Below are 13,703 nucleotides of genomic sequence, written 5' to 3' on the forward strand. Positions count from 1 at the left end.
CAAGTGGGCCGCCCTAATTATCAGCGCATCCTTTCCAGCAGGCCGAGCGACGGGTATCCATCCGGGATCAACCCCTGAGCAACCTGAAACGCGCGCACCGCGTTAATCGTATTTGGCCCGGTGCGCCCATCGATCCCTTGTGTATCGAAGCCCGCCTGAGTCAGCCGACGCTGTAGTTCTTTCTTTTCAGTAAAGCTCAATACGCGATCGCCACGCGGCCAATCGGCCTCAAACGGAGAGCCTCCTGCAAGCCGGTCGGACAGATGCCCGATGCCGATCACGTAGGCATCGGCGCCGTTGTAGGCCTCGATCACTTTGAAATTATTGAAGATCATCAGGGCGACACCTCGACCACCAGCCGGTAACAGAATTGCCGCTTGACCGTGATCGGGCACGGCCTTGCCCGAGTAAGCAAGAACCCCACGGGCCGCCCATTCCGACGGCATCATAGTGAAATCTCGCCGCGCGTTGGCGTAGTCAAAGTCGGATGGTAGTTGCACTTCGACCCCCCAAGGTTGGCCTTTGGTCCATCCATGTTTTGCCAAATAAGAAGCGGCTGATGCTAAGGCATCAGTTGGATTATCGGACCAGATCTCGCGACGCCCATCTCCATCGAAATCAACCGCGTAATCAAGAAACGAGGTCGGCATGAACTGTGTATGCCCCATCGCCCCAGCCCAACTGCCAACCATATTCTCAGGGTCGACATCCCCTGCCTGCAGTATCTGCAACGCGGCGATCAGCTGTCCCTCAAAAAAGTTTGCTCGTCGAGCATCAAAGGCCAAAGTCGCCAGCGACCGAATGGTTTGCTTGCTTCCTCGGTAGGTGCCGAACGAAGTCTCAAGACCCCAGATCGCGGTCACGACCTCTTTTTCGACGCCGTACTGGGCTTCGATCCGGGTCAAAGTCTCTCGGTGCTTGTCTAGCCCAGCGCGACCGTTGGAAATCCGCGTTTTTGAAACCGCTCCATCCAGATATTCCCAGATCGGTTTGGAAAACTCCGCCTGATTGCGATCGCGTTTGATGATGTCACTGTCATAGGTCACCCCAGCCAACGCCCGATCCAGCGTATTGACCGAGATGCCCTGCTCTTGCGCCCGCTTGCGAAATGCCCCCAGCCAAGCCTGAAATCGGGCATTCCCGTCTGCCGATAGACGTTGCACCTCGACCTTAGGCCGCAGCACGGGCCGTACCGAGACCGTCACATCCGCCGAGGCCAGTTGCACATTGTCGACCATAGGTCGGGCCAGAGGCCGTATCGAATTTTCTGTTGTATCCGCCTGCACGATGGATGCCCATAATGCGGCGGTCATAACGCCACCTACACACTTACGCATTCCGTTTTATCCTGATTACTGCTCAGAGCCGATGATAGCTCACAATCGGAATTTCTCAAAACGCAGAACGTCAGGTTTCCTGATCCTGTTCCTCACGTTCCGCGCGAAGACGGGCAATGGCTTCACGCAATAGCGATACGCGATTGGGTCGGAAGCTATCCTCGGTCACATCCATGCCCTGCATACGATCCAGCCGAAACACTCGGAAATCCTGACGCAGGTGGCACCAACTCAGCAATACGCTGGCACGGTCCATATAGACGATGCTCAGCGGATTGACCCGACGACGGGTGTCTGCGCCTTTAGCATCGGTATAGGCGAACTCGATCACGCGTTCATCCCACGCGGCTTGGCGTAAAATGGCAACGTCAATTGTTGGCACGGCTGGCCTGTCAAATCGCGTGGCGGTCAGAACAGCATGGCTCAGCCGATGCGACTGGCGCTGCGGCAACCGGCCCTGCAGCTTGCGTAGGGCCGCGCTTGCAGCATCCGACAGCGCCGGGTCTCCGATCAATTGCACCTCGCGCAAGCCCAACACCAGCGCTTCGAGCTCGTCATTGGTGAAACCCAACGGCGGTAGGGTCGCATCCTCGATTAGGGTGAACCCGAACCCGGCCTCTCCGTCGATTATCGCCCCGAGGCCACGCAATGCATCGATATCCCGGTGCACTGTGCGCGGCGAAACGCCTAAATCCTGCGCCAATTGAACCGACGTTCTGGGCGAGGGGCCAGATCGTAGGGCCTGCATCAACTGAAAAAGACGGGCGGTGCGGGACATAGTATAGTCTACTCTAAGCCTAACGTCAGAATCTGTCATCAGTCCGGCGTACCCATCAGGCGTCCCAACTATGGAGCTGATGATGCTGACCCTTCTCACCTTCCCCTCTGCCTTTGGCCTGTTCAGCGCCAGCCCATTCTGCGTGAAAACGGCCCTGATGCTTCAAAGCGCGGGCCTGCGCTGGCAACGGTCCGATCTGCTGGACCCACGCAAGATGCCACACCAGAAGCTGCCGGTTCTACGCACGCCTGAACGTCTGATTCCGGACAGCGACCTGATCCGCGACTGGCTTGAGGCTCAGGGGGCCGATTTCGATGCTGGCCTGACCGATCTGCAAAAAGCCCAGTCCCGCGCGCTGATCCGCATGGCCGAGGAACATCTGTACTTCCATGTCGTGCAGGACCGTTGGGCCAATGATGAGGTCTGGCCAATCCTGCGCGATACATTCTTTACCGTCATTCCCGCACTGATCCGCAAGCCGGTTTCGAATTCAATCCGGAAATCCGTTCTCAAGGGGCTCGCGTTTCAAGGTGTATCCCGCTTTTCGCCCGTCGAACGACAAGACCGGCTGGAGCGCGACTTTGAGGCGATCTCGGCCTATCTTTGGCAATCGCCTTATCTGATGGGAGAGAAACCTACCTCGGCGGACATGAGCGTCGGTCCAATGCTGGCGGCGATGCGCGCGACACCATCAGACACCCCCCTGACCCGTCGGATTAAACAAGATAAGCTGCTCAACAGCTATATCGACCGAATGGAGCAGGCGATCCCGCTATCATGACAGCCTTTGAGGACAAAAAAGTCGCTGCAGCCTATGAGGCGCTACCGGAAGAGACGCGCAATGGGGCACTAGCGCTGCGCGAGTTGATATTCGAAACCGCGGCCTCACTGCCACGCGCTCAGCCTCTGGAAGAAGCGTTGCGGTGGGGCCAGCCCGCCTATCTGGCGCCCAAAGGCTCGACGATTCGTTTGGGCGGACACAAGGCGGCCTGTTTTGCGTTGTTCGTGCATTGCCAAAGCCGACTGATGGGGGATTTTACTTCCGCCTTTCCTGGCGAGGATCGGATCGACGGCAATCGCGCGATTCTGTTCGACCGGCCCGATCAGATTGATCCTACGCGCCATGGCTGGCTGATTGCGCGCGCGCTTACTTATCACCTCTGACGGCGTTTGCGTTCGACCTTGCGCTTGATCTTGTCCTTCTTGCGCTTTGTGCTGGCGGCCTTGCGCCGCGTTCCGCGCTTGGCGGGGCCACGGCCGCGCGGCAGCGCCTGATCATCGAGGGACAACAACTCCAATTCCAATCCGCCCGTCACCGGCGTCGCCTCGGTCAACCGCACCGTGACACGCTGGCCAATGGCGATGATCAGCCCGGTGTCCGAGCCCATCAGCGTCCCGGCCTCTCGGTCGAAATGGAAAAACTCTCGCCCCAGCGAACGCACTGGAACCAGACCGTCCGCTCCGGTCTCGTCCATCTTCACGAAGGCACCGAACCGGGCAATACCGCTGATCCGGCCAGAAAACTCATTGCCGACCCGCTCGCTGAGATAGGCCGCCAGATAGCGATCAGTCGTATCGCGCTCGGCCATCATCGAGCGGCGCTCGGTATCCGAGATATGGGTCGCCGTTTCTTCCAACCGTGCAATCTCATCCTCGGTCAATCCGTCCTTGCCCCAGCCATGGGCTGAGATCAGCGCGCGATGCACGATCAGATCAGCATAGCGCCGGATGGGAGAAGTGAAATGCGCATAGTTCCGCAGAGCCAGCCCAAAATGGCCGAAATTTTCGGGGTGGTAATAGGCCTGCGCCATCGACCGCAGGGTCGTCAGGTTGATCAGCTCCGCATCCTCGGTACCAGCGGCGGCGTTTAGCAGCGCGTTCAGATGTCGGGTCTGCAATACCTGCCCTTTGGCGAGGTTTAATCCCGCCGCCTGCGCCGTCTCTCTCAGGCTTTCCAGCTTTTCGGGCGCGGGCTCTTCGTGGACGCGGAACAGCAGCGGGCGGCGTTTGGTGATCAGGGTCTCGGCAGCGGCGACATTGGCGAGGATCATGAATTCCTCGATCAGCTTATGCGCATCCAGCCGGTCACGGAACGCGACGCTGGTCACCTCACCCGCATCGCTGAGTACGATTTTGCGTTCAGGCAGGTCCAGCTCCAGCGGCTGCCGCACGGTACGCGCCTTTTTCAGCGCAGCATACGCGGTATAAAGCGGATTCAGCACCGTATCCAACAGCGGCCCGGTGCGGTCGTTCGGGTTGCCGTCGATCGCCTCCTGCACCTCGTTATAATTCAGCGAGGCGGCAGAGCGCATCAGGCCGCGCACGAACCGGTGGCCTATCTTGTTGCCTTCGGCATCAATCTGCATCCGCACGGCAATACAAGCGCGCGGCACGCCTTCGTGCAGGGAACACAGATCGCCGGACAGGCGATCCGGCAGCATCGGCACTACGCGGTCCGGAAAGTAACTGGAGTTGCCCCGCTTGCGCGCCTCGCGATCCAGAGCCGTACCGGGTTTCACATAGGCAGCGACGTCAGCGATGGCGACCCAGATCACATGGCCACCCGGGTTCTTGGGATCGTCATCAGCATGGGCATAGCAGGCGTCGTCGTGGTCCCGTGCATCCGCAGGATCGATGGTCAGCAACGGCATATCACGCAGGTCTTCACGCCCTTTCAGTCCGACGGGTTTGGCTTTGTCGGCTTCTTCGATCACCTTGTCCGGGAAATCGTCGGGAATACCGTGTTGGTGGATGGCGATCAATGAGACAGCCTTGGGCGCGGTCGGATCGCCGAGCCGTTCAACAATACGCGCACGCGGCAGGCCCATGCGGTTCTTGGGTCCGGCCTGCTCGGCCTCGACCAGCTCACCGTCCTTGGCGCCCAGAACGGCCCCGTCCGCGACCAGCCATTCTGTCTGACCAGCCTTGTCGATGGGCACGATCCGTCCGCCCTCGGCCCCTTTGCGAAAAATGCCGACGATCTTGCGCGGGTTGGTGCCGATGCGGCGGATCAAGCGGGCTTCGTAATTGTGATCTTCCTCATGCACCACGGTCAGGCGGGCCAGAATGCGGTCACCCTCACCCAGCGCCGGATCGCTGGCACGCGTGACGAGCAGAACGATGGGCTCAACCCCCTCGCCGTGCCATTCCAACGGGCGCGCAAACAGGTCGCCATCTACGTTGGGAGCCTTTACCTGCAACACGCTGACCGGCGGCAGACGATCCGGATCACGATAGCTGCGCTTGCGCTTTTCCAGATGGCCTTCGGCCTCAAGCTCTTTCAGGATGCGCTTCAGGTCGATCCGATCCGCGCCCTTGATGCCAAAAGCCTTGGCGATATCACGTTTCGAGGTCAGGGTAGGGTTCGCCGAGATCCAGTCGAGGACCTCTTGCTTGGTCGGAATGCGTGTCATGAGTTTGGCCTAGCACGGGCATGCGACCGCGTCATGGTCAAAAAGCGGTGCATGATGTCAGCCGTGCAGATCGGCCACGGTATCCACATCGCTCAGGTGATCCAGCAACGTTACTCGGCACCCGCGAACCGAATTCAGTGTGTCTTTCAACGCGTGTTCCGTTGACCAGCGCACATCGCGGAATAACCCCGAAGGCAACGCGCCATAACGCTGAGCACCAACCAACCAATAGCCGCCATCCGGGGATGGCCCGAACACCATCTCAGCCCGGCCCAACGCGCGAAAGGCCCGCGCAATGTGACCCCTTGTGATGCCCGGAATATCCGCACCGATCAGGCACACCGGACCATCGGGAGCACCGCGCAACATCCGCCCCATACGGTCGCCCAGATCTCCGCGCCCCTGAGGCTTCCGGGGTAAATCAACAGGCCAGACCCGACTGTTCATTCCCTCCCTATTTGGAGAGACCGCCAGTACAATCTGCCAGCGTGGATCACGCAGATGCCGGATCAGAGATCGCGTTTGATGCCGAAACCACCAAGCAGCCCCAACCATGCCGATATCGCGCCCCAAACGGGTCTTGACCCGCCCTGGACGTGGCTCTTTCACCATGATGACCAGCGTTTTCTGCATGGATCAGGCGAAGTAATCCGTCAGAATACGGGTGTAGATCGCCTTGAGTTGATGAATTTGCGCCACTTCGACACATTCATCGACCTGATGCATGGTGTGCCCGACCAGACCAAACTCGACCACCGGGCAATGATCTTTGATGAAGCGGGCATCCGAGGTCCCGCCGGTGGTCGAAAGCTCGGGGCGAATATTTGTTTCTGCTTTGACAGCGCAAGCTACCAGATCAGACAATGCCCCCGGAGGGGTCAGAAAGCTTTCACCCGAAATCTTGATCCGGGTCTCGACATCGACGCCAAACGCCTCGGCAACGGTGTCTGCCTCGGATTGCAACCAATCGCTCAAACTGGCCCCGGAATGCAGGTCATTGAACCGGATGTTCACTGTCCCAGAACATTGCGCCGGGATCACATTTGTCGCCGGATTACCGGTGTCGATCGTGACAACCGCCAAGGTCGAGGCGTCAAAGTGGTCGGTCCCCTGATCCAGTTCTTGGCTGGCCAGCCGATCCATCAGCCGCGCCATCGCGGGCACCGGGTTCTTTGCCCGATGCGGATAGGCCGAATGCCCCTGCACTCCGGTCACAGTGAACCACGCAGTCATCGAACCGCGCCGGCCGATCTTCATCATTTCGCCCATCGTGTTCGGGCAAGTGGGTTCTCCCACCAGACAAACCGACATCCGCTCATCCGTTGCGGCCATGTGATCCAGTAAAGCAACAGTGCCATCCAGTGCGTCGCCTTCTTCATCACCTGTGATCGTCAGGATCACCGCCCCATCCGGGGGCGTGTCACGCACAAAATCGATAGCCGCTGCCGCAAATGCTGCCACGCCCGATTTCATATCCGTCGCGCCCCGGCCGTACATCACCCCGTCCCGGACCTCGGCGCCGAAAGGAGGCATGGTCCAGGCTGCTTCATCCCCTACCGGAACCACATCCGTATGACCATTAAAGCCAAAGCTGCGCGCGTGACCCTTCTGCCCCCACCGGGCGAAGAGGTTGCAGGTTCCACCTCGATCTACGCGAGTGCAATAAAATCCGGCCTCCTCCAGCACTTGCTGCAGCAAGACCAAAGCCCCGCCTTCATCGGGTGTGACCGATGGGCAACGGATTAGATTTGCTGTCAGCTCAACTGGATCGGTCATATTGGGCCTCTTGTCCTTAGGGGTGCCTGTGTTCGTGCACAGATTCAACGAATTGCCCGGATTGCCAACCCCGAATAGTCGAATTCCGAGACCGAATGCCCAAGCGGCTTGATTTTGCGCCCCAACAAAACATGAGCGTTGACCCAGCGGCTGCCTTGCCGCGCTGCCCTTAAGTGCGTTAGAGGGCCGCGAAACAGGTGATTCCACATGAAGCGTGTCTTCTTCGCATTGATCTGCCTGACTTTCGCGACTCTTGCGCAGCAAAGCCAGGCCCAGTCTCTTACGGTTACAACGGTAACCCGTCCTCCGTTCTCATTTGTCGAGGACGGTGCCCAGACCGGTTTCTCGATGGATCTTCTGGCGGCACTGTCTGAATCACTCGGCTGGGAATACTCGGTCAACCGCGTCGAGACATTTGGAGAAATGTTGGGCGCGGTTCAGGATGGCTCTGCCGATCTGGCGATCGCTAATATATCGATCACCGCCTTGCGCGAAACCCGAATGGATTTCACGCAACCGATATTTGAGGCCGGATTACAGATCATGGTCCCGTCAGAGGCCGCTCGCCAGCCATCGCTGTTGCACGCTTTGCTGTCTCGGGAATTGTTCATCGCCATCGGGCTGGCCTTTGCGATCCTGCTTGGTGGCGGCATGCTGATGTGGAGTTTTGAGAAACGCGCGCAGCCCTACTTTGATCGCAAATTGAATGAGGCGTGGTTCCCCTCGTTCTGGTGGGCCCTCAACCTGGTGGTGAACGGTGGCTTTGAAGAGCGGATGCCGCGCACCCCGTTTGGCCGCCTGTTGGGTGTAGTACTGGTGGTGTCATCCCTATTCATCGTCTCCGTTTTCACGGCCCGGATCACCTCGGTGATGACGGTGGACGCAATCACCGGCAGCGTCAATTCGGTCAACGACCTTTACGGCAAACAGGTCGGGACGATTTCCGATTCAACCGCCGCCAGTTTTCTGAACCGGCGCGAGATCGACTATACCGGCTATGGCGATCTGCAGGACATGCTGAACGCGTTTGAGAATAAGGATTTGGATGCGGTCGTTTTCGACGCTCCGATCCTGTCCTATTATGCAAGCCACGAAGGGCGCAGAATGGCGACAATGACCGGGGGCATCTTCCTGCGTGAAAACTATGGGATCGCATTTCCAACCGGATCGCCATTGGTCGAAGACGTCAATCAGGCGCTGCTGTCCCTGCGCGAAGACGGCACCTATGACGAAATCTATCGCAAGTGGTTCGGGGTAAGAAACTAAGCAGTTTCCTCGTCGCCGAAGAATGGCGTCATCTGTGCCACGATAACCGCGTTTTCATCCAGCGCCCGTTGCATCAATGCCCGCTCATCCGGATCGATATCATGTCCTTGCGCCTCACGCTCGGCCAGGGTGCCATAGCCGGTGACATCCAGCGGTGCAGTATCGGCCTGCTTCAGGATCGCTACTGTCTCGCGCACGGCTTCGGCCTCGTCCACGCCGCTGGCAAAACACATCAACGCCGCCCCGGTCGCGCCTTCGGGCAGGCCGTCGCCATCTTTGCGACCGATCTGAACCAACAACGTATAGACTTGCTGGCGCGAAGGTTTTTTCTGCTTTTCCATAGTGCCCGCAATACGCTGGCCCGATGGCACGGTCAACTCAGTCGCAGGTGCTGTCGTATAGGTGGTCCAACAGCATCTGCGCTGCCACGCGCTGCGTGTCGCGCCATTCCGCCCGGGGTCGCAATGGCATCACAGCATCCGTATTGAAATAAATTGCGGACATACCCGCTGCCACGGCTTGGACCCCTTGCATATTGGCAGCAGGCAGTTCGTTCATGATTTCAGCAGCGATCCTTGCCTCGAAGTCATAGACAAACCCAAGCAAGGGTTCTCGCAAATCCGCGTGTCTTTCTGAGGCTGCGACCAAAGCGGCAAACACCGCAGCACTTTCCGAAGAATAGGTGCCGCGTCCGAACAAAGCGTCCAGCATCGCTGCAACCCGATCAGTGCACGGCAGAGTGTCGAAGAGCGCCTCAACCTGATCCGCGAAGACTTTCAGGACGTGATCCAGCAGCTTGCGAACCATCTCATCCCGGTTGCCCAGATAGTGGCGCAGCAATGGCCGCCCGACGCCTGCCTCTTCTGATATGCGCGCCAGGGTCGAGCCATCCAGCCCGTACCGCGCGACACAACGCATAAATGCGTTCAGGATTTGCTCGGATCTGGCGTCTTTCATACTGGGACGGGGCATCAGAATCCGTTCGCAACTGGTGGAAAAACATCCGCCAGAACGTAGAGAACGCCCAAACCGATCCACAAACCCGTCAGCGACCAGAACAGTGCCGGATCTGTCGCGCGGTTTATCGGTTCGATCAAGAAGGCCTGCCCCGAGCGCACCGCCAAGAGCCCCCAAAATATGAACAACAGACCCCAAAGGCCGTAATACCCGGCGAAGGTCGAAACAAGAAGCGCCGCCAGAATTAGCAGTGTCATCCACCTTTGATTCCTCAGGGTTTGAATAAAAGTCATCCTGCCTCCAAGCGGGTTCAGAAAAATCTTAAGGTGAAATCTGGACATTCGAAGATTTATTGTCAATATTGATGATTATCATTTTTGACAATAAACGGACTCGACAATGCCGCCTGACGCACTTCCGGATCAACCCAAGCAACAACTGCCGCGTGAGGCATATGTCTCGGACAGTTGGTATGAGGCCGAACAGAAAACCCTGTTCAGCAAGTGCTGGAGTTTTGCCGGCGTGACTATGGATTTCACCGAGCCTGGCGATTTCAGGACGATTCAGGCCGGGGCCTACGCTCTGATTGTCATAAGGGACGCAAATGGCGACTTGCGCGCCTTCCACAACCAATGCCGCCATCGCGGAACCGAGTTGTTGGAAGGTTGCGGCAACGCAGGCAAGACCATTGTCTGCCCTTATCACAACTGGGTCTACAATCTGGATGGCGCATTGCGCGGAGTACCAGCCCAGCGCGAGTGCTTTCCGGATCTGGACAAGAAGGCAACCGCGTTGTTCGGTGCCTCAGTCGGTGTCTTCCGCAACCTTGTTTTTGTTCACCCAGAACCGGATCAGAGCTTTGACGCGTGGCTTGGCGCTCTGGCTCAAATACCTTGGCCTCATGATCTGGCATCAAGCGAGCTACAAGAGAACCCCGACGACGTGGTCTATGAGATCAACTGCAATTGGAAGGTCTTCTTTGAAAATGCAATCGATGGCTATCATCTGGCCTATCTGCACAAAGACACGTTGGGCGGGCCAACCCATGACAAGAATCTTTGGGAGGTTTCTGGCCACAACATGGTCTGGTGGTCGACCGAGCGCGAAGGCGTCAAACATCGTATCCCTCAGTTTGTTGAAAACTCGGCCAAAGGGTCCGGCCTGAAAACGGTACGGAATGCCGAAACGCCGGGCTATGGCGGGGTCTACATGCTGTTTCCGACCACGATCCTGACGCCAAACCCCTGGGGGTTTTCGATATCGACCATGGAACCGGTCGACGCCAACACAACTCTGCTGCGGGTCAGAAACTGGTCGCCTAAAGGCTGGTTCACCTATACGCATCGCGCGGCGGACATACCCGGATACGACCCGGAATCCGGTCGGATCAAATCCTCTCACTGGACCCAGCACCCACTGGAGACGGGGGATTTTCAGACCGAGGATGTCTGGGTGTGCGAAAAGATGCAGCGCGCCCTTCAATCGCCCCGATATCAAGTCGGCCCTCTGGCCAAAGGGGCCGGAGGTGAGGCGGCGATTGATTTCTTTCAGCAAACAGTGCTGGAGTTCATGCCAAAATAAGAAAGGCCGCAGAGCATGCACTCTGCGGCCTATTCAAACTGAAACGAGGGGATCAGTCGCGCAGTAGCTCATTGATCCCAGTTTTCGAACGGGTCTTTTCATCGACGCGTTTCACGATGACCGCGCAATACAGGCTTACATTGTTCTTGGACGGCATCGAGCCCGCAACAACCACCGAATAGGGCGGAACCTCGCCATACATGACTTCACCGGTTTCGCGGTCCACGATCTTGGTGGATTTACCGATGAATACGCCCATGCCCAGAACCGAACCCTCGCGGACGATGCAGCCTTCGACCACTTCCGAACGCGCACCGATAAAGCAGTTGTCCTCGATAATGGTCGGACCGGCCTGCATCGGCTCCAGTACGCCTCCAATGCCGACGCCGCCCGACAAGTGCACGTTCTTGCCGATCTGCGCGCAGGAACCAACGGTGGCCCAGGTATCAACCATCGTGCCTTCATCGACATAAGCGCCAAGGTTCACGAACGAGGGCATCAGCACCACATCAGGTGCGACATAGGCCGACTTGCGGACCACACAGTTTGGCACGGCGCGGAACCCTGCCGCGCGCCACTGGTTCTCTCCCCAGCCGGCGAACTTGCTGTCGACCTTATCCCACCAGCCGCCGTCTTGCGGGCCTCCGGTCTGGATTTCCATGTCCTTGATGCGGAACCCCAGCAGAACTGCTTTTTTCGCCCACTGGTTCACGTGCCAATCACCACTGTCGAGCTTTTCAGCTACCCGCAGCGAACCGCTGTCCAGCGCGCTCAGCGTGTCTTCGATTGCTTCTCGTTGCTCGCCGGTGGTCGCAGGGGTGATTGTGTCACGTACTTCCCAGGCGGCTTCGATGGCGGCTTCCAGTTGCGCATTGGACATGGGGCGTCTCCCTAGAGAATCTGTTCACGTTGATGTGGCCTATACGCAAGCGAGACCCATGGCGCAATGCGACGCGGATACCTCGGTTTGCGTCAATCATCGGTAAGTGCGCTGAGTGCGGCAAACATATCCCGGTCATTTTGGGTTCCGGCATTGGGTGCGGTCAGCAACACATCGCCGTAGAAAACCGAATTTGCACCAGCCAGAAAGCACAAAGCCTGCTCGGCAGTTGAAAAATCCGACCGCCCTGCGGACATACGCACCCGTGTTTGCGGCATGGTGATCCGCGCGGTCGCAACCATGCGCACCAGATCAAAAATGCCCACCTTTTCTAGATGCGCCAGCGGCGTGCCTTTGATCGGGATCAGCGCGTTTATCGGTACGCTTTCGGGATGCGGGTCAAAATTCGCAAGGACCTGCAACAGCGAGGCACGATCCCGCAGGCTTTCACCCATACCGATAATGCCGCCGCAGCACAGATCAATGCCTTCGTCCCGGCAATAGCTGAGGGTCTCAAGACGATCCTGATAAGTACGAGTTCCAATAATCTCGCCATAGAATTCCGGCGAAGTATCCAGGTTATGATTGTACGCCGTAAGTCCCGCCTCCGCCAATCGTTTGGCCTGATGTGGCTTGAGCATGCCCAGGGTGACGCAAGCCTCCATGTCCAGATCGCGCACGCCCCGCACCATGTCCAGCACATTGTCGAATTCTTCGCCGTCGCGCACCTGACGCCATGCAGCACCCATGCAAAACCGTTCAGCCCCCGCATCGCGCGCCCGTTTGGCAAGCGAGATGACATGCGCAGGGTTCATGAGCTTTTCCTTGGTCAGCTCGACCTCGCGATGATGGGCGGATTGCGGGCAATAGGCGCAATCCTCGGGACAGCTTCCGGTTTTTATCGACAGCAGGCTGGCTTTTTGGATGTCGTTTGGATCGTGATACGTCCGGTGAATTACATTTGCGCGACCTACCAGATCCAACAGTGGGAGGCGCATCAGCGCCTCCACTTCATCCACGGTCCAATCGCTGCGGATATCTTGCCCGGTATCAAGCATCTGGCTGCGGCCCACGGATTTTCTGCATCAGACCCGTCGGCTGGCCAATCACGAGAACGGCTGCCAATGCAATCTTCACGAGATCACCCAGAATGAAAGGGCTGAAACCGTAAACCAGAACCTTGTCTGCAGGCACGAACTGAGCCAACCAACCCAGACCCAGCGCATAGATCACCGCAAGTCCAGCCAGCATCGCCGGAACCAGAAACAGTTTGCGCAGATTGTCCGCGGCCCATCCAACCATTACCGAGGCGACCACGAAACCCAGCAAATAACCTCCGGTTCCGCCCATCATATAGGCCAGCCCGATGCCTTTTTCGGGCGTTCCGGCAAACACCGGCAAACCCACTGCCCCGGCAACCATGTAACCGATCACGGTTGCAGAACCGAGACGCAGCCCAAATGCCGCGGCGATAGCCATGACAGCGGCGACTTGAAGGGTCATGGGCACAGGCCAAAATGGCACCTGGACTTTTGCACTGGCGGTCAAAAGAAGAATACCCAACGCGACACGAAGGATCTGACCCGCAGGGGTTATTACTCCGGCGGCCGGGAGGGTGGATTGCAGAGTGGCTTTCATCGTCATTCTCTTTTTATAGATAATATAACACAGGTTCGGAATTGATCATCATTTTTATCTATTAAAAATCAAGTCAA

Annotated in this window: 15 protein-coding genes; 4 read left to right on the top strand and 11 right to left on the bottom strand. The window is 58.0% G+C overall.

Annotation, left to right across the window (positions count from 1 at the left end; genetic code table 11):
* Window positions 1–20 precede the first annotated feature (20 nt).
* On the bottom strand, window positions 21–1,337 hold the full coding sequence (locus tag ACRZ9U_RS16730; RefSeq protein ID WP_170406788.1) for a lytic murein transglycosylase: 1,317 nt from the start codon (window positions 1,335–1,337) through the stop codon (window positions 21–23).
* A 70-nt stretch (window positions 1,338–1,407) separates the two neighbouring features.
* Window positions 1,408–2,115 carry a helix-turn-helix transcriptional regulator gene (locus tag ACRZ9U_RS16735; RefSeq protein ID WP_170406791.1) on the bottom strand — a complete coding sequence of 236 codons (708 nt, stop codon included), beginning with the start codon at window positions 2,113–2,115 and terminating at the stop codon, window positions 1,408–1,410.
* Between the two features lie 82 nt (window positions 2,116–2,197).
* Here ACRZ9U_RS16735 and ACRZ9U_RS16740 point away from each other — a divergent pair, with 82 nt between their 5' ends.
* Both ACRZ9U_RS16740 and ACRZ9U_RS16745 read left to right on the top strand, forming a co-directional pair.
* Window positions 2,198–2,896 (top strand): glutathione S-transferase family protein, encoded by a 699-nt coding sequence (locus tag ACRZ9U_RS16740; protein ID WP_480902434.1) that lies wholly within the window; start codon window positions 2,198–2,200, stop codon window positions 2,894–2,896.
* Window positions 2,893–3,279 (top strand): DUF1801 domain-containing protein, encoded by a 387-nt coding sequence (locus ACRZ9U_RS16745; RefSeq protein ID WP_170406797.1) that lies wholly within the window; start codon window positions 2,893–2,895, stop codon window positions 3,277–3,279. Before ACRZ9U_RS16740 ends, ACRZ9U_RS16745 begins: the two co-directional genes overlap by 4 nt.
* On the opposite strand, the gene rnr is transcribed toward ACRZ9U_RS16745, so the two are convergent.
* From rnr to dapE, 3 genes are read right to left on the bottom strand one after another with little or no spacing between them, the layout of a single operon-like run.
* Complete coding sequence (gene rnr, locus ACRZ9U_RS16750) at window positions 3,270–5,528, bottom strand: ribonuclease R (protein WP_170406799.1); 2,259 nt, start codon at window positions 5,526–5,528, stop codon at window positions 3,270–3,272. The genes ACRZ9U_RS16745 and rnr overlap by 10 nt on opposite strands.
* Before the next feature lie 57 nt (window positions 5,529–5,585).
* The gene (locus ACRZ9U_RS16755; RefSeq protein ID WP_170406802.1) at window positions 5,586–6,161 is read right to left on the bottom strand and encodes a TIGR04282 family arsenosugar biosynthesis glycosyltransferase; all 576 of its coding nucleotides are present in this window, start codon (window positions 6,159–6,161) and stop codon (window positions 5,586–5,588) included.
* A 3-nt stretch (window positions 6,162–6,164) separates the two neighbouring features.
* Window positions 6,165–7,304, bottom strand: a complete 1,140-nt coding sequence (gene dapE, locus ACRZ9U_RS16760; protein WP_170406804.1) for a succinyl-diaminopimelate desuccinylase — start codon at window positions 7,302–7,304, stop codon at window positions 6,165–6,167.
* A gap of 207 nt (window positions 7,305–7,511) precedes the next feature.
* Between dapE and ACRZ9U_RS16765 the strand changes: the two genes are divergently transcribed.
* A complete protein-coding gene (locus tag ACRZ9U_RS16765; RefSeq protein ID WP_170406807.1) occupies window positions 7,512–8,570 on the top strand; it encodes a transporter substrate-binding domain-containing protein in 1,059 nt (352 codons plus the stop codon).
* Here ACRZ9U_RS16765 and ACRZ9U_RS16770 read toward each other — a convergent pair.
* The 3 genes from ACRZ9U_RS16770 to ACRZ9U_RS16780 are packed head-to-tail and all read right to left on the bottom strand — an operon-like array spanning window position 8,567 to window position 9,784.
* Window positions 8,567–8,911: a hypothetical protein gene (locus ACRZ9U_RS16770; RefSeq protein ID WP_170399025.1), complete on the bottom strand. Its 345-nt coding sequence runs from the start codon at window positions 8,909–8,911 to the stop codon at window positions 8,567–8,569. The two genes, ACRZ9U_RS16765 and ACRZ9U_RS16770, sit on opposite strands and share 4 nt — an antisense overlap.
* Window positions 8,912–8,948: 37 nt before the next feature.
* Entirely contained in the window at window positions 8,949–9,527 is a 579-nt protein-coding gene (locus ACRZ9U_RS16775) for a TetR/AcrR family transcriptional regulator (protein WP_480902439.1), read from the bottom strand.
* 14 nt (window positions 9,528–9,541) lie between these two features.
* Window positions 9,542–9,784 carry a hypothetical protein gene (locus ACRZ9U_RS16780; RefSeq protein ID WP_255611946.1) on the bottom strand — a complete coding sequence of 81 codons (243 nt, stop codon included), beginning with the start codon at window positions 9,782–9,784 and terminating at the stop codon, window positions 9,542–9,544.
* Window positions 9,785–9,926: 142 nt separating this feature from the next.
* Between ACRZ9U_RS16780 and ACRZ9U_RS16785 the strand changes: the two genes are divergently transcribed.
* Entirely contained in the window at window positions 9,927–11,108 is a 1,182-nt protein-coding gene (locus tag ACRZ9U_RS16785; protein ID WP_170406813.1) for an aromatic ring-hydroxylating oxygenase subunit alpha, read from the top strand.
* A 52-nt stretch (window positions 11,109–11,160) separates the two neighbouring features.
* Here ACRZ9U_RS16785 and dapD read toward each other — a convergent pair whose 3' ends face one another.
* From dapD to ACRZ9U_RS16800, 3 genes are all read right to left on the bottom strand, one after another.
* Window positions 11,161–11,988 (bottom strand): 2,3,4,5-tetrahydropyridine-2,6-dicarboxylate N-succinyltransferase, encoded by an 828-nt coding sequence (gene dapD / locus ACRZ9U_RS16790; RefSeq protein ID WP_480902442.1) that lies wholly within the window; start codon window positions 11,986–11,988, stop codon window positions 11,161–11,163.
* 92 nt (window positions 11,989–12,080) lie between these two features.
* Window positions 12,081–13,046, bottom strand: coding sequence for a biotin synthase BioB (gene bioB / locus ACRZ9U_RS16795; RefSeq protein WP_170407866.1), 966 nt, complete (start codon window positions 13,044–13,046; stop codon window positions 12,081–12,083).
* The gene (locus ACRZ9U_RS16800; RefSeq protein ID WP_170406817.1) at window positions 13,039–13,626 is read right to left on the bottom strand and encodes a biotin transporter BioY; all 588 of its coding nucleotides are present in this window, start codon (window positions 13,624–13,626) and stop codon (window positions 13,039–13,041) included. Before ACRZ9U_RS16800 ends, bioB begins: the two co-directional genes overlap by 8 nt.
* Window positions 13,627–13,703: the final 77 nt, after the last annotated feature.

The organism is Ruegeria sp. D7 (assembly GCF_056534355.1).